This is a genomic window from Vibrio sp. MACH09, from assembly GCF_033238805.1.
Lineage (GTDB): Bacteria > Pseudomonadota > Gammaproteobacteria > Enterobacterales > Vibrionaceae > Vibrio.
The window spans coordinates 1,112,702-1,131,007 of record NZ_BSFZ01000001.1; the positions used below are offsets into that span (position 1 = coordinate 1,112,702).

The following is an 18,306-nucleotide window of genomic DNA, read 5'->3' on the forward strand; positions in this document are numbered from 1 at the left end:
AGCAAAATAAAGAAGGTCACTTGCGTATATTATTATGCAATTTTGTTGCCATCATTTTATTTGCTATAACTAACTTGGCTTCACTTTTATCAGCATAAATATTTTATTGGTCTGAATGTACGGTGATCCTTTTCTGTACTCAATACGACCTTGGTCTAATGCTTGTTCGCTCCCGGCAATTTCTCACCATTAAGCTCTGAATCCGGCACCATGAGGCCACTTGAGTACATTAATAAATGTTTCAATTCATTAATGAGTCTTGTAATTCAACTTAATGGCTATATCTATTAGAAATAGTACGACGTACTATTAAAATGAAATGATAATAAAAGTAAAGAGTCTGGAACTGGAGAGAAAGATGAAACGCGTTATGCTGTTTTTGGCAACAAACTTAGCTGTTGTTCTTGTGTTAAGTGTTGTTCTAAATATTGTTTATGCTACTACTGGTATGCAACCAGGAAGTTTGAATGGGTTGTTATTAATGGCGGCCCTGTTTGGTTTTGGTGGATCATTTATTTCTTTGTTGCTATCGAAAAAAATGGCACTGCGTTCCGTTGGGGGGCAAGTAATTGAGAGTCCGAGAAATGAAACCGAGCATTGGCTATTAGAGACAGTTTCTCGTCAAGCTCAACAAGCTGGAATAGGGATGCCGACCGTTGCGATATATCAAGCGGATGATATTAATGCTTTCGCGACTGGTGCGAAACGAAATGACTCTTTGGTCGCTGTATCTACAGGCTTGTTACGAAATATGACTCGTGATGAAGCGGAAGCCGTACTGGCGCATGAGGTAAGTCATATATCAAATGGTGATATGGTCACAATGACGCTAATGCAAGGTGTGGTGAATACCTTTGTCATTTTCCTTTCTCGTTTTATTGCCAATATCGTGGCATCTGGTGATCGGGAAGAGGGGCAAGGAAGTAGTATGATGCTTTACTTTGCTGTTTCCTTCTTTTTAGAGATGGTACTGGGCTTTTTGGCGAGCTTCTTAACCATGTGGTATAGCCGTCATCGTGAGTTTCATGCGGATGCAGGCGCGGCGAATTTGGTTGGTAAACATAAAATGATAGCAGCGTTGGAGCGATTAAAGGTCAGTCACGAACCGCAATTAGAAGGTTCTATGATGGCGTTTGGTATTAATGGTAAGTCAACCATGATGCAGTTGTTGATGAGCCATCCGCCGCTGGATAAGCGTATTGATGCGTTAAGAAACAGTTAGAGGTGATATATACAGCTAACGATTATTGCTGTGGCCTTTAAACAGTACAAAGCCTGATTTTTATCAGGCTTTGTTATTTTGAAACTAACCCATATCGTTGTTATAAAGCATCATATTTTCGCATCAGAATATTGTCTTTTGATCGCTGCAAGAGTTTGCCGCTTGATTTGAACGCGGTATTGCCTAACGTCAGTGAAGCTTATTTCAATGACCCATAAATTGATGAACCTAATATGCTCAAGTGACCTCAAGATGCAGGATTCAGAGCAACATCAACACGTTCAGTTCAAGAAAGGTAACTGAAGGAATAGCAAGATTATCTGACGCAGAAATGGGCGTGTTGATGTGCTGCCAAAGGGCGAGTTTTATTGGCTTTTGCTCTGTGTTACGGATTCTTGCTGTAGAATGACTATGCCTTCAAACCACCGCCTTGATCAGCAGCCAATACATTCTTGCTGAACAAGCACCTTGAGGTCATTTGAGTATAATGAAAATACCTAATTTAGAATTAGGTATAAAACTTGCTGTATAGCTTTGAATAACACATTCAATTGCTGGAGGCTTGTTATGAAATGGTTCGTCGCTGTACTAATGATGCTTAATGTCCACTTATCTGTCTGGGCATCTGCCCCTAATTGGCAAGATACAACGCGGTGGGAAAAGTGGCCTACAGTGGGCAGATCGAGTTTGAGCGTGTTCTTCCTTAATATATTTCAGTCAGAACTGAAGACCCCCACGGGCGAATATCAAGACTCATCAGAGTTAACATCACAACCTCTCGCATTATCAATTGTGTACCAAAGAGACATATCAAAACAGCAATTAATTGCGGCGACAAAAGAGCAATGGGTAAATCTAGGTTACGATAGCCAAATACAGCAATCTTGGTTAACAGAATTGGAAGCCATTTATACTAGTGTTAAAAGAGGTGAAAAACTGGTTTATATTACCGATGGAGTTACGGGAGAATTTCATTTCTATAAAAATAATCAATCAGCGAAGAAACTAGGAGAGATTACCAATGAATCTCTCAATAGCGCGTTTTTGTCTATTTGGTTATCTCCAAGTACCGAGTATCCAGCGCATAGAGAAAAGTTAATCGGATTAAAAAAATAACGCGACAGCATAAGGGAGAATGTCTGGGGGTATAAAGGGGATTATTTTTCTAGCTCGGCTTTACGTAGCAAATCTTGTTTTACTATTTCGATAGCCTCTAACGCAGTAGCCGGTTCTATATTATTCGTTTCTAGCAAATAGATTAGGTCAACCGCTAACTTAACTTGCTCAGGTGCACTATCCAGTTGTGGACTCTTATCTTGTGTCATTTATTACTCTCAATTAATTTTTCTATGGCTAACTTGGACTTTTGGCATCTCGCTAACCGTTGTTCCGTCAAAACTAGCGCTTTTTTAGCCTGATTTTTGGTGCTTTTGCTTGCTGATTGCCACAACTTCTGTTTTGTTGTGACCATCTCTATTAATCGTCTTTCCCATTCATTGTGTTGCATCAGCTCTCGATATAGCTCAGACAATTCAGTTTGGTCTTGTGGTGTGGAAAAATCGCTAAATTGTAGTTTATGAGTTGCCAACTCTCTTTGAACCGCGGTTACCTGATTAATTAACCGTTCAGAAAGATACTCTGCCTGAGCTTGACTACTGTTCGGTCTGCTTTGTAATGTTTTAAGCTCTTTATAAAGTAACAAAGCTTCTTTTACATAAGGCGTCAGTAATGTTGACGAACATTTAAAAAGAGTACGATCAAACAAGGCATTATCTGCTCTTCCTTGCTGGCTATCTATCTGTTCAGCCTGCAATAATAGTTGTTGTAAATGTGACTTTATCTGCTTTAAATGACTCATAGAAACCAAGCTTCATAGGCGAGCTTTATTGCCATAATACTAACAACGGTAACGAATACCGGTCTAATAAATTTAGCTCCAAATTTGATGGCTGAATGAGCACCGACATATGCGCCAAGCATCAAACAGACGCCCATAGTTAACCCCAATACCCAATTAACATGTCCTAATAGTGCAAATGTGACAAAAGAGGTAAAGTTACTGGTAAAGTTCATCGCCTTAGATAGTCCAGAGGCCAACAGTATATTTAAACGATAGACGGCCATGCTTGATACCATCCAAAATGCCCCTGTTCCTGGGCCGGCAACACCATCATAAAAGCCTAAAGTAATACCCTGAATCCATTGTGTTTGTGTAAACTTTTTGCATTTTTCCGGTAGCGTTGTACCTGTTGTCGGAGGGGACTTGTGCCAGATGGTATAAATAGCCGTGGCAAGTACTATCAGTGGGATGGCTTTTTCTAACCATTCAGTACTGATGGCATCAACAATAAAAGTTCCTGTGGTGGCACCAATTAAAGTCGCAAAAAAAGCGTGTAGCCAAAACTGAGGTTTGAACAGTTTTTTTCGATAAAAGGTGACTGCTGCAGTAGAGGAAGCAAAGCTAGCGGCTAGCTTATTCGTACCTAGTGCAATATGAGGAGGTAATCCAATGGAAAGTAAAGCCGGGATAGTTAACATACCACCCCCGCCAGCCACAGCATCAATAAATCCTGCCGCGAAGGCGACTAATGCCAAGATAACCAACATGGTTGGTTCGATCATTTCCATAGAATGTCCATTATTTAGAGAGCTGACTAAGGTTTATCTGAAATAAAATTTGTACTTAAAAGATCGGTGGATCTTAATACTATTCAATTATGCGTTTAAAAGGAGGTAGTGAGTCTAGCAATAGTTTGCCATAACGTTTTGTTACTACTCTTCTATCAAGCAGGATGACTTTACCAGAATCTTCTTCAGTTCGCAGTAAACGACCTGCGGATTGAATCAATTTTTTACTCGCTTCAGGTACCGCAATCTGCATAAACGGATTGCCACCTTTTGACTCAATATACTCTGCATGAGCTTGTTCAACTGGTGAAGTAGGGACCGCGAAGGGTATTTTGGTGATTATCAGGTTTTCTAATAGTTGCCGTGGCAGATCTAAACCTTCTGAAAAACTACCAGTACCGAATAGAATACTGGTTTTTCCGCACTGTATAAGCGTTTTATGTTTTTTTAGAATGTCATTTCTTGCGCTATCGCCCTGAACTTGTATACACCATCCCTTTTTTGCTAACAACGGGGCGAGTTTTTCGGCCACTTGATTCATCTGCCAATATGAGGCGAAAAGTACGAGGTTTGCCGCGTTAGCTTTAATTAACTCTGGCAGTTTATCGCACAGTTCATCGGTAAATTGAGGTGCCTGAGGTTCATAGTTGAGCTTAGGTACAACAAGTTGCGCGTTTTCCAGGTAATTAAAAGGCGATGCCAATGCCAAGAACTGAACGCCCTGATCAGGCTGTTCACTCACCCCAGCTTGGAAGCAAAAATAACTGAACGAGTTTAATGCTCTTAGCGTGGCTGACGTAAGTACAGCTCCGACACAGCGACTCCAGATCTTTTGATCTAACTGCCAGCCAACTTCTAAAGGGGAGACGTTAACAATAAAATCCCCGTCTCGCTCGCTGCTTATTTCTAGCCACTTAGCTAAGGGGGCGCCTTTATCTCTGTTTGGTGATGCCATTAAACGCCACACTTGAGCCAAGTTCTCTAATCTTTGGTTATAGAAGCCGGCCTCTGCCAATGCGGGTTCAGCGAGTTTGCTGCTGATCTCACCATCTTTAAGCCTTTCTGCTATCAGGTCAGTAATCTTGGCTAAGGATTGATTGGCCTTTTTAGCCTGCAATTTAAGCTCTTTGGATTGTGTCTCTAACCATTCAGGAAGTTCGCCATTATTAAAGCGATAAATATTATTCTCAAATTGGTCGGCATTAAACTGGTGAGTCAGTTGATTGAGAGAGGGGATTAACTGCTGAATAGCATCTTGCAGTTCTACTCTAAATCGGATGACTCTTTTCTCATCCGCTAAGCTAACAAACTTAGTACAAGATTGATTGAGTTTTTCTAACCAGCTTGCGACACCTTTGAGACTGGCTGCAGCAGAGGAGTGATCTCTGGCGACTTTAGGCAGATGATGTGCTTCATCGAACACATAAATGGTATTGTCTGGCTCGGACAATATCACGCCACCACCCAACTCTATATCTGCCATCACTAAACTGTGATTGGCAATAACCACATCGTTTTTATCTAATTCTGCCCGAGCTTTTTGAAAAGGACATGATCTATGGTTTGGTAAGCTGTTATTGCAGCTATGCTTGTCGCTGACAATTGCAGACCACAACGCATTCTTAATGGCTTTTGGCCATGAATCTCTGTCGCCATCCCATTTACCTTGCTGCAATGAGCGGTACATAGTTTGTAGTAGCTCTTTATCTCGTACATTGGGTTTGGTTTCAAACATGGCAAGTTGGCCACCGTCGGCGCCACAGGCTGAGGCAAGTTTTTCTGCGCAACAGTATCGTTGCCGTCCTTTTGCTAGGATAAATGAGAAATCTATATCAGTGATGCGTCTATATAGAGGCAAATCTTTGTTGAGCAGTTGTTCTTGCAACGCGACTGTGGCGGTCGATATCACCACCTTTCTATTATTTAGCACCGCGGTAGGAATGACCGCCATTAAATACGCCAATGATTTACCAATGCCAGTTCCTGCTTCTGCCACCATAATTCGGTTTTTCTTATGGTACGTTCCTGACAAGGTTTTCGTGATTTCCGCTACTAAATAGTTTTGAGCTCTACGGGGAACAAAGTTATCAAGTTGATGTTGTAAATTTTGATAACTTTTTTGGATAGATTTTTGTACGTTTGGATTGAGCATAATAAAGCCGAGATTGAGTAGGTCGCAATGGTAGCATAAACCTTAAAAATCGACACATTGTTCATGCTTTTCTCTATTGATTAAATTGACAGTTATTTTATCAGAGAGATTAATGAGTGCTAAATAGTTATAAAGTTCATTTTTTTCTGGCTATTTCATTCGCTTAATAGCGATTCACCTCACATAAACTGTCTCTTTTTAAATATTTTTTGATGTAAATCACAAAAAAAAACTGAACCTTAATTAAATAGCTTTTCTGTACCTACTGGTTGGTGTTTTGTGCTGTTTATTGCTTCAATATTGGTGTTAATATTCAATTTATTTGTCAATACGCTTGTTTGATGGTTTTTTATTCTTATTGAAAATGTAATCAATTAATTGGAATGCTGGTCGTATTGCAATTCTATCTGTTTAATATTTAACTGTATTCTTATATAAAGTCTTGATTTTAATGGTTTTAGTTATTTTTAGTTTTATTTTTTTAGATCATTGACATGTGGACGAAACTTTTACAATATGACTCTCGAAATTTAGTGGCGATGACACCGATGTTGCTCATTAGCGTCATCACCAATAAAACATAAAAAAGGGAACCGAAAAGGATTTCCCGAAATTTTCTTAAGAAAAGGCAGTGGATTATTATGAAAAAGACTCTAATCGCTCTATCAGTACTAGTAGCAGCTGGTTCTGTTAACGCAGCAGAAATTTACAACAAAGATGGCAACACGTTCAACTTCGGCGGTAAGCTAGACGTACAATACAAAAAGTCTCAAACTCCTGATGCAGACCCTAAGCTACAAGCTGATGATGCTGAGTTTAACTTTGAAGTTATCCGTCAAGTAAACGACAACGTTAAAGTTCTAGGTTACTGGGAATTTGACGGCATTGATGGCAACGCTAAGAAAGAGAAAAACCTAGGCAACGCATACGCTGGTTTTGATACTAAGTTTGGTAAACTAACTTTCGGTATCCAAGATACAGTAATGGATGGTGCTGGTGTTGGTAACGATATGGAGTTTGGTCTAGACTCTAAAGTTGATGATGCTGGTCTTAGCTCTGAAAACCTAGCAATGTACTCTTACGATCAGGGTATGTTCTTCATGGCTGTTTCTACAATTCTTGATGGCAACGATGATACTTCTTTTGTTGATGGTAAAATTGGTTTCCGTCCAGTTGAAGGTCTAGAGCTACGTGCATTTGCTTTAGATGCAACTACAGCAGCTGCAGATGCAACTTACAAGTTTGATACTACTAGCTCAACAACTGCTACTCCAGTACTAGATACTGCTGCTAAAGCTGAAACTGACTACGGTGTATACTCAATCCAAGCTCAGTACGTATTTGGTAACTTCGATATCGAAGCATCTTACGCAGACGGTTCTTCTCAAGCTAAAGGCGCGAAGAAATCTGACACTAAGATCATGGCTATCTCTGGTGCATACAACATGGGTGATTACCAGTTTAACCTAGGTTACTCAACTACTGATAAAGAAGCTCTAGAGAAAGATTACGCTACTTACTACGCTAACGTACTATACACAGTAGCACCTAGCTCTACTCTATACTTCGAAGTAGGTGGCAACACTGGTTACTCTGACGGCGAAGGCAACAATGTTGACAACAGCTCAACAAGCAAAGATTTCGATCTAGGCTACGTAGCTGGTATCCAAGTTAAGTTCTAATTGAACTTTACTGCTTGAAAAAAGGTCACCTTTGGTGGCCTTTTTTATTTTATGAATTTCTATTTTTATAACTGTTAGAACTAAAATGAATTTTTTATGGTTATAGAGGTCATATCTGGTGGTTGGCAATGGTATCATTGCTCTTATAGTTATTATTAGTGAAGAAAAATTGAGGAGAGCAAATGGCTCTAAAAATGATTGCAGCTTGTGGTGTGCTGCTTGCGTCTAGTATGGCTTCTGCCGCAACCTTAGAACTACCTAAAGATATCCATATTATGGCTCTTAATGGTAAGGAAGTAGAAAAAGAGGCTCTTCAGTCGCTTTCTGTTGGTAGTAATCAGTTTGTAGTGGAATTTATCGCCAACCTTGATGATGGTAAAGAAAGAAGATTACTCAATTCGAAACCTTATATTTTTGAAGTAGATATTAAGAACAGCTCAGATAAGCTTGAGCTAAGTCATAAACACTTTTTTAACTATAGTCACGCAGAAAATGCCTTTAAAAACGATGACTTAGATTGGAAAATAGAGACTAATGGTAGATCTAAGTCTGTAGATGTTGAACTACTGCCTGGTAAAGAGGGCTTTCTTCCTTATAGCGATATAGAGCAGGTAATCCGCAATTATAATGTCTCTCAAGGCGTTATCTTATCAACCGCCGACAATGGAACAGGTGTAGTTAAAGAATCCGCTGTAACCGTATCTGAAACCGGAAAAGTTGAGATTACCGGTGACGCAACAACCCAGCTAAAACTTTGGTATAGCAAAGCGACCAAAGCTGAGCGTAAAGAATTCCGTAAATGGATGATTGACCAAGAGTAAAGACTCGTTTAATCGCTATTTATTTAGAAGACCAGATATTACTGTATCAGGTCTTTTTCTTTTTATATTCGTTGTTATTTTATTGGGCAACCGTTTGCTATTTGCTTCTGTGTTGCTGTTATTAATCCACGCAGCTAAAATTAACCTTTTAATTACTACCTAGCAGATAGCTTCTATGAAATTTCCCGGTCAGCGTAAATCTAAGCACTATTTTCCCGTCCATGCTCGTGATCCATTGGTTACTCAGACTCAAACAAGTAAAAAAATGGCGCGCACGCATATCATTGGTATTGATCAGACATTAGTGGATATTGAAGCTCGTGTTAGTGACCAGTTTATTGAACAATATGGCTTGAGTAAGGGACACTCTTTAGTTATTGATGACCAAACAGCAGAAGCGCTTTATCAACACCTTAAACGAGAAGAGTTGATTACCAATGAATTTGCCGGTGGAACCATTGGAAATACCTTACATAACTACTCTGTGCTGGCTGATGATAGATCTACCTTGCTAGGAGTGATGAGCAAAAGCATTGAAATCGGTAGTTATGGTTACCGCTACATTTGCAACACCTCTAGCCGCATGGATTTGAACTATTTGCAGGGTGTTGAAGGCGCAATTGGTCGCTGTTTTGCATTGATATCCGACGATGGTGAAAGAACATTTGCCATTAGTGCAGGGCAGATGAACAAGCTTAAACCGGAGAGCATTCCTGAATCCATTTTTGCTACTGCTTCAGCATTAGTATTAACAGCCTATTTGGTTCGATGCAACGAAGACGACACTATGCCCCAAGCCACCATGCAGGCGATCGAGTATGCTAAGAAATATGATGTGCCAGTGGTATTAACGTTAGGCACCAAATTTGTCATTCAAGACGATCCAGAATTTTGGCAAGCGTTCCTAAGCGACAACATCTCTGTCGTGGCAATGAATGAAGAAGAAGCTGAAGCCTTAACTGGAGAGAGTGACCCTCTATTGGCGTCAGATAAAGCTCTGGACTGGGTTGATATGGTGCTATGTACAGCGGGACCGGTTGGCCTGTTTATGGCAGGTTATACCGAAGATAGCGCGAAGAGAGTGACATCACTGCCGTTGCTGCCTGGCGCTATTGCTGAGTTCAATCAATACGAGTTTAGTCGTCCAGCGACAAAGGCGTCGTGTGAGACACCGATTAAAATATATTCTCATATTGCGCCGTATATGGGTGGGCCAGAAAAAATTAAAAATACTAACGGAGCAGGGGACGCGGCTTTATCCGCTCTGTTGCACGATATGGCAGCCAATAAATACCATAAAGAAAATGTGCCTAATTCTAGTAAGCACCAAAACGCTTATTTGACTTACTCATCATTCTCTCAAGTGTGTAAATATGCAAACCGTTCTAGTTATGAAGTGTTGGTACAGCACTCTCCTCGTCTGTCTCGTGGATTACCTGAGAAAGAAGATAGCTTAGAAGAGGCATATTGGGAAAGGTAGTTTCTCTAGTCAATTATATATTTGACTTGGTTATTAATGCGATTGATATTAACCTTACTACTAGATATAAAAAAAGAGCTCATTAAGAGCTCTTTTTTTTAATATTCAATTTATCTTAGATTAAGAAATCATCTAAAGATTTGCCGGCATCTAGTTGAGATTGAATGGCGGAAGGAGTTCTACCTTGACCTGTCCATGTTTTCTCTTCACCAGTTGTATCTACATACTTATATTTAGCAGGGCGTGGTTCACGCTTCTTGCGAGTCTTAGTTTTTGCTTCACCAGATAGCGCTGAAATTAGATCTTCAACATCGATACCATCTTTAGCAATCATTTGAGCATATTCAGCAAGTTTAGCTTCACGAGCTTGATTCGCTACAAGTTCTTCTTCTGCTGCTTCACGGCGTTCTTCCACAACAAGAGTTAGTTTTTCTAGAGCTTCTTCTAATTGTTCAAAAGTTAATTCGCGAGCAAATGCACGCAGACTGCGAATATTGAGCAGTGTTTTTGTTAGTTCTGACATGATTTATCCCATTTGACATTATTAAACGCTTATAATAATAACAGTGTAATTTTATATTACAAACAAAAATAGTGAAATTAATAGATTATTTATGGGAATTTATATTGATAAAGCTATTGTATAGCTGGTAGATATAAATTTATTAACACGATATTGAAATTGCAATTATCAAATTGTTTAGTGATGAAATTAATATTATTAACGGATTCATATCTCGATAGTTGAGTAAAAACTAAGCTATAGTCTCTTTTTTCTGTCAGTCTATGGATTTTTATGTTGCAAAAAACGCCTAAATCCGTAGAATTATGCAAGTCGTAAGTCAGTTACTAGAGAGATTGTTGAATAATCTAGCAATTTCAAAGAGTAATTGAAGTAGAGGTGCAAGAACTATCAGTAGTTACTATTGGGGTGATGCCAATGAATAGTAGTGAAAGGAGTTTTTGCCGAAGTGAATATGCATATCAAAGCTGTTTGCTGGGGTTGTGTCAAATAGATACAACACTGCCATAGTATATTTGTTGTTAACTATGGAGCGCTACTGTAGGTTAGAAGGTGCAATTAGTATCTTTTACTTATTTATTAGAATATTGCATGTGTATATGTAATATGTCTGCAGTAGATCTCTAACCAATTGGTTTAAGAAGATCATGAATTTAATAGAATTTGCTACATCCCCCCTTTCATTGTTACCCCCTATAATGGCCCTAGGCCTAGCTATCCTAACTCGTAGAGTGTTGCTTTCTCTTGGTATTGGTATTGTTGTTGGCGCGTTTTTGTTAGCTGATTACTCTATTGGAAAAACCATCACCTATATCATAACAACCGTAAAAGGTGTGTTTATTGAAGATGGTGGAATAAATACTTGGAATATGAGTATTGTTGCCTTTTTGTTGTTGTTAGGAATGATGACGGCATTATTAACTTTATCTGGAGGTACAAGAGCGTTCGCAGCTTGGGCTCAAGTTAAAGTTAAGAACCGAAGAGGTTCTAAATTATTGGCGGCTTTCCTTGGTGTATTTATATTTGTTGATGACTATTTTAATAGTCTTGCGGTCGGTGCGATTTCGCGTCCTGTAACGGATAGATATAATGTCTCCCGCGCAAAGCTTGCGTATATTCTAGATTCAACTGCTGCTCCAATGTGCGTATTGATGCCTGCTTCTAGTTGGGGCGCTTATATTATGACAATTATAAGTGGTATTTTAGTTACCCATGGAGTTAATGAATATACTGCGCTGGGTGCCTATTTACGTTTAGTGCCAATGAACTTCTATGCACTATTTGCACTATTAATGGTTTTTGCCGTGGCGTGGTTCCAATTAGATATTGGACCAATGCGTAAACATGAGTTAGATGCATTAAATGGCGATGAAGATAACTCGTTGCAAGATGATAAAGGTGCTCGCGATTTAAATGAAGAGCTGGATATTATTGAAAGCCAAACAGGTAAAGTATCTGATCTTGTTCTTCCAATTGTATTTTTAATCATAGCTACCGTCGCTTCTATGATATATACAGGTGGTCAAGCATTGGCGTCTGATAATATTGATTTTAGTGTACTTGGTGCATTCGAGAATACCGATGTAGGTAAGTCTCTTGTTTATGGTGGTTTAGTAGGGGTTTTATCTGCTCTATTTACTGTTATAAAACAGAAATTACCAACTAGCGATATAAGTAAAACTATTTGGATTGGTGCTAAATCTATGTTTGGTGCAATTCTTATTCTAGTATTTGCATGGTCAATTGGTTCAGTAATAGGTGACATGAAAACGGGTGCTTATTTATCATCTCTTGCTCAAGGTAATATTAGCCCTCAATGGTTACCTGTTATTTTATTTTTGCTATCAGGTTTAATGGCATTTTCTACCGGAACATCTTGGGGAACATTTGGAATTATGTTGCCTATTGCCGGAGACATGGCCGGAGCAACAGATATTGCTTTGATGCTACCAATGTTAGGTGCGGTATTAGCCGGTTCTGTATTTGGTGATCACTGTTCTCCAATTTCAGATACCACCATATTGTCATCTACTGGTGCTAAGTGTAACCATATCGATCACGTTGCTACTCAGCTACCTTATGCCTTAATTGTGGCATTAATCTCGTGTATTGGTTATGTCGTACTTGGACTTACTGCTTCAATTACTTCTGCGTTTGTTGCTTCAGCAGTGGCATTTGTTGTGGCATGTTTTGTGATGGCTTCAATAGCGAAATCACAGCGTAGTCAAGTACAAAGCGTTTAATAAGCTCTAGGCTATAAATCGCTATTGCTGAAACTAAAACAGGAGCCTATTGGCTCCTGTTTTAGTTTTGCATCCTGAAAGCAAGAACTACAATGATAGCTAGTGTGTAAACGTCTCTATTTTTGCCCCCACAGTGATGCCCGCTGAAATGATCTAACTGAATTGATGATTCCCATACGCTGATTGGATTAATTGGCTGATTAGAACGGTTGAGCGCATATTGGCCATACGCGCTATTGGGGATGCTATTCGGTAATAGTTTTAAAAAACTGAATTTTTATGTTGAAAATTGAAGCAAGCTTCGCTAGTGTGGTTAGCAAGTAAACGGAGTTAAGACATTATGCGTAGAATATTATCAAACATTCATCATCATCATCCTGAGTAGTCTTTCGGGAGATGTGCGCATATCCGGGAGACAACAATCCCGGAGGTGAAATCAAGTGAACAGATTCAGACCCTCGGGAAATAATTTTCCGGGGGTTTTTTAGTTTCGCTCTATAAAAATAGTTTCGTTCAACAAAATTGAAATTTACCAAATTGACAGACAGGGATTAGCAATTATGCAAGCACAAAGATTAAGAATCGCCATTCAAAAAAAAGGACGCTTAAGTAAAGAGTGTCAAGACCTACTAAAAAAATGTGGTGCTCAGTTTAGTTTAATGGGAGAGCGTCTAGTGGTTCACGTTGAGAACATGCCACTGGATCTATTGCTTGTTCGTGATGATGACATTCCCGGCTTAGTTATGGATGGTGTTGTCGACATGGGCTTCATTGGTGAAAATGAACTAGAAGAAGTACGTTTAGACAGAATCGCCCTCAACGAACCAAATGATTTTGTCGCACTGCGTCGTTTAGATTTTGGTGGCTGTCGACTGTCTATCGCTATCGATAAAGATGAAGTATATAACGGCCCTCAGGATCTCGCCGGTAAACGAATTGCCACTACCTATCCACACCTATTAAAAGCGTTTATGGATGAGCAAGGCGTCGACTTTAGCACTTGTATGTTAACGGGCTCGGTAGAAGTTGCGCCAAGAGCAGGATTAGCAGATGCCATCGCTGACTTGGTTTCAACAGGTGCAACGCTGGAAGCAAATGGCTTAAAAGAAGCGGAAGTGATATTCCGTTCTAAAGCCACCTTGATTCAACGCGCCGGTGAATTTGATGATGAGAAACAGGCGCTGATCAATAAAATCCTCACCCGTATGCAGGGTGTGATTCAGGCTAAAGAGTCTAAGTACATAATGTTGCACGCTCCAGCTGACAAACTAGAGCAAGTAAAACAGCTTCTTCCTGGTGCGGAAGACCCAACGGTACTGCCATTATCTGCGGAAAAAAACCGAGTCGCGGTTCACTTAGTTAGTACAGAGAATCTGTTCTGGGAAACGATGGAGCAACTCAAAGAGTTAGGCGCAAGTTCCATACTGGTTTTACCTATCGAAAAAATGATGGAGTAAAAAATGAAAACTGTTGTTTGGCAATCATTAAGTGAATCTCAGCAAGAGTCTGTACTTGAACGACCGGCAATAGCGGAAGGGGCGAATATCACCTCTGCGGTTAGCGCTGTTATCGAGAAAGTAACGACAGAAGGCGATGCTGGATTACTAGAGTTAACGGAAAAGTTTGATGGTATTCGACCAGACTCTATTCGAGTGACTCTGCAGGATATTGATGAAGCATCACAGCGTCTGTCTGATGAGATGAAGCAAGCGTTAGAGCAAGCGTACAACAATATCTCAGTGTTTCATAAAGCACAAAAGCCACAGCCTTTAAAAGTAGAGACTCAACCTGGTGTGGTATGTGAGCAAGTAACCCGGCCAATAAATAAAGTAGGATTATACATTCCTGGCGGCAGTGCTCCGTTACCGTCAACGGTATTAATGCTAGGTGTACCGGCGCAAATCGCAGGCTGTAGAAAAGTCGTTCTCTGTTCTCCGCCCCCCATAGCCGATGAAATCTTATACGTTGCGAAGCTGTGTAATATTGATGAAGTTTACAATGTTGGCGGTGGTCAAGCGATTGCCGCTATGGCGTATGGTACTGAAACGGTTTCCAAAGTAGAGAAAATATTTGGTCCGGGTAATGCCTATGTGACCGAAGCTAAGCGTCAAGTCAGTAATGATTTTCGTGGTGCAGCAATTGATATGCCCGCCGGTCCATCAGAAGTGTTGGTTATTGCCGATGAGTACGCTAATCCTGAGTTTGTAGCCGCCGATCTGCTTAGCCAAGCTGAGCACGGCCCAGATTCTCAAGTGGTGCTGTTAACAACCTCTGAAGTAATTGCGGATAAAGTGGCTGATGCAGTAAACGCTCAGTTAAAAGAGCTATCGAGAGGGGATATTGCTCAGCAAGCACTTGGTTCAAGTATCATTGTTATTGCCGAGTCCCTTACTCAATGTATCTCCATTTCAAACTTTTATGGGCCAGAGCACCTTATTGTGCAGACGCGTGCGCCGCGAGAGTTATTGCCTCTGCTAGATAATGCAGGTTCTATTTTCCTCGGTGACTGGTCACCAGAGTCAGCTGGCGACTATGCGTCTGGAACTAACCATGTATTGCCAACTTATGGTTATACACGTACCTATTCGAGTTTAGGCTTGGCAGACTTCAGTAAACGAATGACGGTTCAAGAGTTGTCATCGGATGGTCTTAAGGGGCTGGCTTCTACAGTGGTTACGATGGCAGAAGCGGAAGGGTTAGATGCACATAAACGTGCGGTTACGATTCGTATGGAAGCATTAGGCCGTTCGGAAGCACTAGAGAAAGGAGCTAACTGATGGAACGTTTAGCTCGTAAGCAAGTTCAGCAACTAACGCCATATCTCTCTGCTCGGCGGATAGGAGGGTCTGGTGATGTCTGGTTAAACGCCAATGAATCTCCTTTTGACAACGTATACAACGCTGATTTGTCCGGCTTGAATCGATATGGTGAGTGTCAGCCGAAGCCATTGATAGAAGCGTACGCCAACTATGCAGCAGTGCAACAGAATCAGGTATTGACCACCAGAGGGGCGGATGAAGGGATAGAGTTGTTAATTCGTGCCTATTGTGAGCCCGGAGAGGACGCGATCTTATTTTGTCCTCCAACATATGGTATGTACGCCATTAGCGCGGAAACCATAGGTGTAGAAAGAAAAATTGTACCGTTAACCTCTGAGTGGCAGCTAAATCTAGATGCCATTGAACAGCAGCTTGATTCAGTAAAACTTATCTTTGTTTGTAGCCCAAACAATCCTACCGGCAACTTGATTGATGCAAACGACATTATTGCTCTACTTGAAATGACCAAAGATAGGGCCATTGTCGTTATGGATGAAGCGTATATTGATTTTTGTCCAGAGGCCTCAAGCAAGGGCTTGCTGGAGCGTTACCAAAACTTAGCCATATTAAGAACCTTGTCTAAAGCGTTTGCATTAGCAGGGTTGAGATGTGGTTTTACTCTGGCTAATCAATCAATTATAGAAGTTTTGCAGAAGGTTATCGCGCCATACCCTGTACCGATCCCGGTGGTTGATATAGCGGTACAAGCACTAACAGGACAAGGACTCACCAGAGCCATTGATCAAGTATCTCAATTAAATGTTAATAGAGAATATTTGCAACAACAGCTTGAAGAGATTAATGGCGTACGTGTTTATCCGGCATGGGGCAATTATCTGCTGGTTAAATTTAGTGATGGTGATGCTCTATTCAAAGCCGCGTGGGATAACGGAATTATCTTAAGAAATTCACCGATTGAGAATTGTGTTCGTATTAGTGTGGGCAGTCGCGAAGAGTGTGATAAAACCCTTTCATTTATACGAAGCATGTTAGTCGGCTAAGAATTGTAATGGAAAAGAATCGTAATAAGGACAGTACAGTGAGCAATCAGCAAAAAATATTATTTATCGATAGAGACGGTACGCTTATTGTTGAGCCGCCAGTTGATTTCCAAGTGGACCGTTTAGACAAACTCAAACTTGAACCCAATGTCATACCAAGTTTACTTGCGTTACAAAACGCCGGTTATCGCTTGGTCATGGTCACTAACCAAGATGGTCTAGGGACAGAGAGTTATCCGCAAGACGACTTTGATGCTCCACATCAGATGATGATGGAGATATTTGAGTCGCAGGGAGTGAAGTTTGATGATGTTCTTATCTGTCCTCACTTTGAAGAGGACAACTGCAGTTGCCGGAAACCCAAACTGGGTATGGTGAAGGACTATCTGCAAAGTGGCAAAGTAGACTTTAAAACATCGGCGGTCATTGGTGACCGACAAACGGATCTTCAGCTCGCGGAAAATATGGCTATTCGAGGTATCCAGTACCACCCTGAGACCATGAACTGGCAGCAGATTCTTCGTCAGCTAACGGTCAAAGAGCGAACAGCAGAAGTGGTGCGAACCACCAAAGAGACCGATATCCGAGTGGCCGTTAATCTGGATGTTCAAGGTGGAAACAGTATCTCCACCGGTTTAGGTTTTTTTGACCACATGTTGGATCAGATCGCGACACATGGCGCTTTCCAGCTACAAATTAATGTAGATGGGGATCTGCATATTGATGATCACCACTCTGTTGAAGATACAGCTTTAGCATTAGGACAAGCGCTAAAAGAAGCTTTGGGTGATAAGAGAGGTATAGGGCGTTTTGGTTTCAGTTTGCCAATGGATGAGTGTTTGGCTCAGTGCGCGTTAGATCTTTCTGGACGACCTTATTTAAAATTTGACGCCCGTTTTAGCCGTGACATCGTAGGGGACCTGTCAACTGAAATGGTGGAACACTTCTTCCGCTCCTTAACGGACACTCTAGCTTGTACGCTGCACTTATCTTCAGCAGGTGATAATGACCACCACATTATCGAAAGTCTGTTTAAAGCCTTTGGTCGTACGTTGCGTCAAGCAATAAGAGTTGAAGGGAACGAGCTCCCTAGCAGTAAAGGAGTACTGTAATGAGTGCAAAAGTCGTTATCATAGATACCGGATGTGCCAATGTCTCGTCAGTAAAATTTGCGATTGAAAGGCTTGGCTACTCGGTGGTGATTTCTAAGGATGCGGAAGTCGTTTTGGCGGCGGATAAACTGTTTCTTCCCGGTGTGGGAACAGCAAGCGAGGCGATGAAAAACCTTGAGCAACGAGGCCTTGTTGAACTGGTTAAGAAAGTAGAAAAGCCGCTACTTGGAATCTGTTTAGGTATGCAGTTACTTGGAAAGCTTTCACAAGAGAAAGGTTCAACAGAACAAGATATCGTGCCTTGTTTAAACCTTTGTGATGGTGAGGTACAGCAGATGCAAACCGATGATTTGCCTCTACCTCACATGGGATGGAACACCGTAGAAGCCATTAATAATCATCCTCTATTCAAAGGTATTGAAAAAGGGGAGTATTTTTACTTTGTGCATAGTTTTGCCATGCCTATCGGCGATTACACCATCGCTGAATGTCGTTATGGAGAGTCTTTCTCTGCGGCGATACAGAGCGGCAACTATTATGGCGTTCAGTTCCACCCAGAGCGTTCCTCCAAAGCAGGCTCTCGCCTTATTCAAAACTTCTTACAATTATAAAAGGACGTTATT

At 40.8% G+C, this 18,306-nt stretch carries 16 protein-coding genes, 1 riboswitch and 1 other annotated feature; of the genes, 11 read left to right on the plus strand and 5 right to left on the minus strand.

Going from position 1 to position 18,306, the window contains the following annotated elements; all coding sequences use genetic code 11:
* Window positions 1-358 precede the first annotated feature (358 nt).
* Together htpX and CHJ_RS05045 are read left to right on the plus strand one after the other, a co-directional pair.
* Window positions 359-1,222, plus strand: coding sequence for a protease HtpX (gene htpX, locus CHJ_RS05040; RefSeq protein WP_171752846.1), 864 nt, complete (start codon window positions 359-361; stop codon window positions 1,220-1,222).
* A 567-nt stretch (window positions 1,223-1,789) separates the two neighbouring features.
* Entirely contained in the window at window positions 1,790-2,338 is a 549-nt protein-coding gene (locus tag CHJ_RS05045) for a chalcone isomerase family protein (RefSeq protein WP_216613368.1), read from the plus strand.
* A 41-nt stretch (window positions 2,339-2,379) separates the two neighbouring features.
* Here the strand turns inward: CHJ_RS05045 and rsmS are convergent, their stop codons facing one another.
* From rsmS to dinG, 4 genes are all read right to left on the minus strand, one after another.
* Window positions 2,380-2,547, minus strand: a complete 168-nt coding sequence (rsmS, locus tag CHJ_RS05050; protein WP_171752845.1) for a pleiotropic regulatory protein RsmS — start codon at window positions 2,545-2,547, stop codon at window positions 2,380-2,382.
* Window positions 2,544-3,080 carry a primosomal replication protein gene (locus CHJ_RS05055; RefSeq protein WP_317917036.1) on the minus strand — a complete coding sequence of 179 codons (537 nt, stop codon included), beginning with the start codon at window positions 3,078-3,080 and terminating at the stop codon, window positions 2,544-2,546. Before CHJ_RS05055 ends, rsmS begins: the two co-directional genes overlap by 4 nt.
* Window positions 3,077-3,850, minus strand: coding sequence for a TSUP family transporter (locus CHJ_RS05060; protein WP_317917037.1), 774 nt, complete (start codon window positions 3,848-3,850; stop codon window positions 3,077-3,079). The genes CHJ_RS05055 and CHJ_RS05060 overlap by 4 nt, the downstream gene beginning before the upstream one ends.
* A gap of 79 nt (window positions 3,851-3,929) precedes the next feature.
* Window positions 3,930-6,002 carry an ATP-dependent DNA helicase DinG gene (gene dinG, locus CHJ_RS05065; RefSeq protein WP_317917038.1) on the minus strand — a complete coding sequence of 691 codons (2,073 nt, stop codon included), beginning with the start codon at window positions 6,000-6,002 and terminating at the stop codon, window positions 3,930-3,932.
* A gap of 641 nt (window positions 6,003-6,643) precedes the next feature.
* Here dinG and CHJ_RS05070 point away from each other — a divergent pair.
* The 3 genes from CHJ_RS05070 (at window position 6,644) to CHJ_RS05080 (ending at window position 9,985) form a co-directional block, all read left to right on the plus strand.
* A complete protein-coding gene (locus CHJ_RS05070; RefSeq protein ID WP_317917039.1) occupies window positions 6,644-7,684 on the plus strand; it encodes a porin in 1,041 nt (346 codons plus the stop codon).
* A gap of 182 nt (window positions 7,685-7,866) precedes the next feature.
* Window positions 7,867-8,505 carry a DUF2057 domain-containing protein gene (locus tag CHJ_RS05075; RefSeq protein ID WP_317917040.1) on the plus strand — a complete coding sequence of 213 codons (639 nt, stop codon included), beginning with the start codon at window positions 7,867-7,869 and terminating at the stop codon, window positions 8,503-8,505.
* A gap of 175 nt (window positions 8,506-8,680) precedes the next feature.
* Complete coding sequence (locus tag CHJ_RS05080) at window positions 8,681-9,985, plus strand: inosine/guanosine kinase (protein WP_317917041.1); 1,305 nt, start codon at window positions 8,681-8,683, stop codon at window positions 9,983-9,985.
* A gap of 115 nt (window positions 9,986-10,100) precedes the next feature.
* Here the strand turns inward: CHJ_RS05080 and CHJ_RS05085 are convergent, their stop codons facing one another.
* Window positions 10,101-10,508 carry an H-NS family nucleoid-associated regulatory protein gene (locus tag CHJ_RS05085; RefSeq protein WP_171753050.1) on the minus strand — a complete coding sequence of 136 codons (408 nt, stop codon included), beginning with the start codon at window positions 10,506-10,508 and terminating at the stop codon, window positions 10,101-10,103.
* Window positions 10,509-10,873: 365 nt separating this feature from the next.
* Window positions 10,874-11,054, plus strand: a riboswitch (Lysine riboswitch).
* A gap of 101 nt (window positions 11,055-11,155) precedes the next feature.
* Here CHJ_RS05085 and CHJ_RS05090 point away from each other — a divergent pair.
* From CHJ_RS05090 to hisH, 6 genes are all read left to right on the plus strand, one after another.
* Complete coding sequence (locus CHJ_RS05090; RefSeq protein ID WP_171753049.1) at window positions 11,156-12,751, plus strand: Na+/H+ antiporter NhaC family protein; 1,596 nt, start codon at window positions 11,156-11,158, stop codon at window positions 12,749-12,751.
* Window positions 12,752-13,111: 360 nt separating this feature from the next.
* Window positions 13,112-13,240 (plus strand) — a sequence feature (His leader region).
* A 71-nt stretch (window positions 13,241-13,311) separates the two neighbouring features.
* On the plus strand, window positions 13,312-14,208 hold the full coding sequence (gene hisG, locus CHJ_RS05095; RefSeq protein ID WP_171753048.1) for an ATP phosphoribosyltransferase: 897 nt from the start codon (window positions 13,312-13,314) through the stop codon (window positions 14,206-14,208).
* A gap of 3 nt (window positions 14,209-14,211) precedes the next feature.
* A complete protein-coding gene (hisD, locus tag CHJ_RS05100; protein ID WP_317917042.1) occupies window positions 14,212-15,528 on the plus strand; it encodes a histidinol dehydrogenase in 1,317 nt (438 codons plus the stop codon).
* Complete coding sequence (gene hisC / locus CHJ_RS05105; RefSeq protein WP_317917043.1) at window positions 15,528-16,571, plus strand: histidinol-phosphate transaminase; 1,044 nt, start codon at window positions 15,528-15,530, stop codon at window positions 16,569-16,571. The genes hisD and hisC overlap by 1 nt, the downstream gene beginning before the upstream one ends.
* A gap of 38 nt (window positions 16,572-16,609) precedes the next feature.
* Window positions 16,610-17,683 (plus strand): bifunctional histidinol-phosphatase/imidazoleglycerol-phosphate dehydratase HisB, encoded by a 1,074-nt coding sequence (gene hisB / locus CHJ_RS05110; RefSeq protein ID WP_317918080.1) that lies wholly within the window; start codon window positions 16,610-16,612, stop codon window positions 17,681-17,683.
* A complete protein-coding gene (gene hisH, locus CHJ_RS05115) occupies window positions 17,683-18,294 on the plus strand; it encodes an imidazole glycerol phosphate synthase subunit HisH (protein ID WP_317917044.1) in 612 nt (203 codons plus the stop codon). The genes hisB and hisH overlap by 1 nt, the downstream gene beginning before the upstream one ends.
* The last annotated feature ends 12 nt before the right edge of the window (window positions 18,295-18,306 follow it).

Excerpts from the sequence above, each read along its gene's own strand:
- hisG (WP_171753048.1), top strand. The coding sequence starts at position 13,312 with ATGCAAGCACAAAGATTAAGAATCGCCATTCAAAAAAAAGGACGCTTA.
- dinG (WP_317917038.1), bottom strand. The coding sequence starts at position 6,002 with ATGCTCAATCCAAACGTACAAAAATCTATCCAAAAAAGTTATCAAAAT.
- rsmS (WP_171752845.1), bottom strand. The coding sequence starts at position 2,547 with ATGACACAAGATAAGAGTCCACAACTGGATAGTGCACCTGAGCAAGTT.
- CHJ_RS05070 (WP_317917039.1), top strand. The coding sequence starts at position 6,644 with ATGAAAAAGACTCTAATCGCTCTATCAGTACTAGTAGCAGCTGGTTCT.
- CHJ_RS05090 (WP_171753049.1), top strand. The coding sequence starts at position 11,156 with ATGAATTTAATAGAATTTGCTACATCCCCCCTTTCATTGTTACCCCCT.
- CHJ_RS05085 (WP_171753050.1), bottom strand. The coding sequence starts at position 10,508 with ATGTCAGAACTAACAAAAACACTGCTCAATATTCGCAGTCTGCGTGCA.
- htpX (WP_171752846.1), top strand. The coding sequence starts at position 359 with ATGAAACGCGTTATGCTGTTTTTGGCAACAAACTTAGCTGTTGTTCTT.
- CHJ_RS05045 (WP_216613368.1), top strand. The coding sequence starts at position 1,790 with ATGAAATGGTTCGTCGCTGTACTAATGATGCTTAATGTCCACTTATCT.
- hisH (WP_317917044.1), top strand. The coding sequence starts at position 17,683 with ATGAGTGCAAAAGTCGTTATCATAGATACCGGATGTGCCAATGTCTCG.
- CHJ_RS05080 (WP_317917041.1), top strand. The coding sequence starts at position 8,681 with ATGAAATTTCCCGGTCAGCGTAAATCTAAGCACTATTTTCCCGTCCAT.
- hisC (WP_317917043.1), top strand. The coding sequence starts at position 15,528 with ATGGAACGTTTAGCTCGTAAGCAAGTTCAGCAACTAACGCCATATCTC.
- CHJ_RS05055 (WP_317917036.1), bottom strand. The coding sequence starts at position 3,080 with ATGAGTCATTTAAAGCAGATAAAGTCACATTTACAACAACTATTATTG.
- CHJ_RS05060 (WP_317917037.1), bottom strand. The coding sequence starts at position 3,850 with ATGGAAATGATCGAACCAACCATGTTGGTTATCTTGGCATTAGTCGCC.
- hisD (WP_317917042.1), top strand. The coding sequence starts at position 14,212 with ATGAAAACTGTTGTTTGGCAATCATTAAGTGAATCTCAGCAAGAGTCT.
- CHJ_RS05075 (WP_317917040.1), top strand. The coding sequence starts at position 7,867 with ATGGCTCTAAAAATGATTGCAGCTTGTGGTGTGCTGCTTGCGTCTAGT.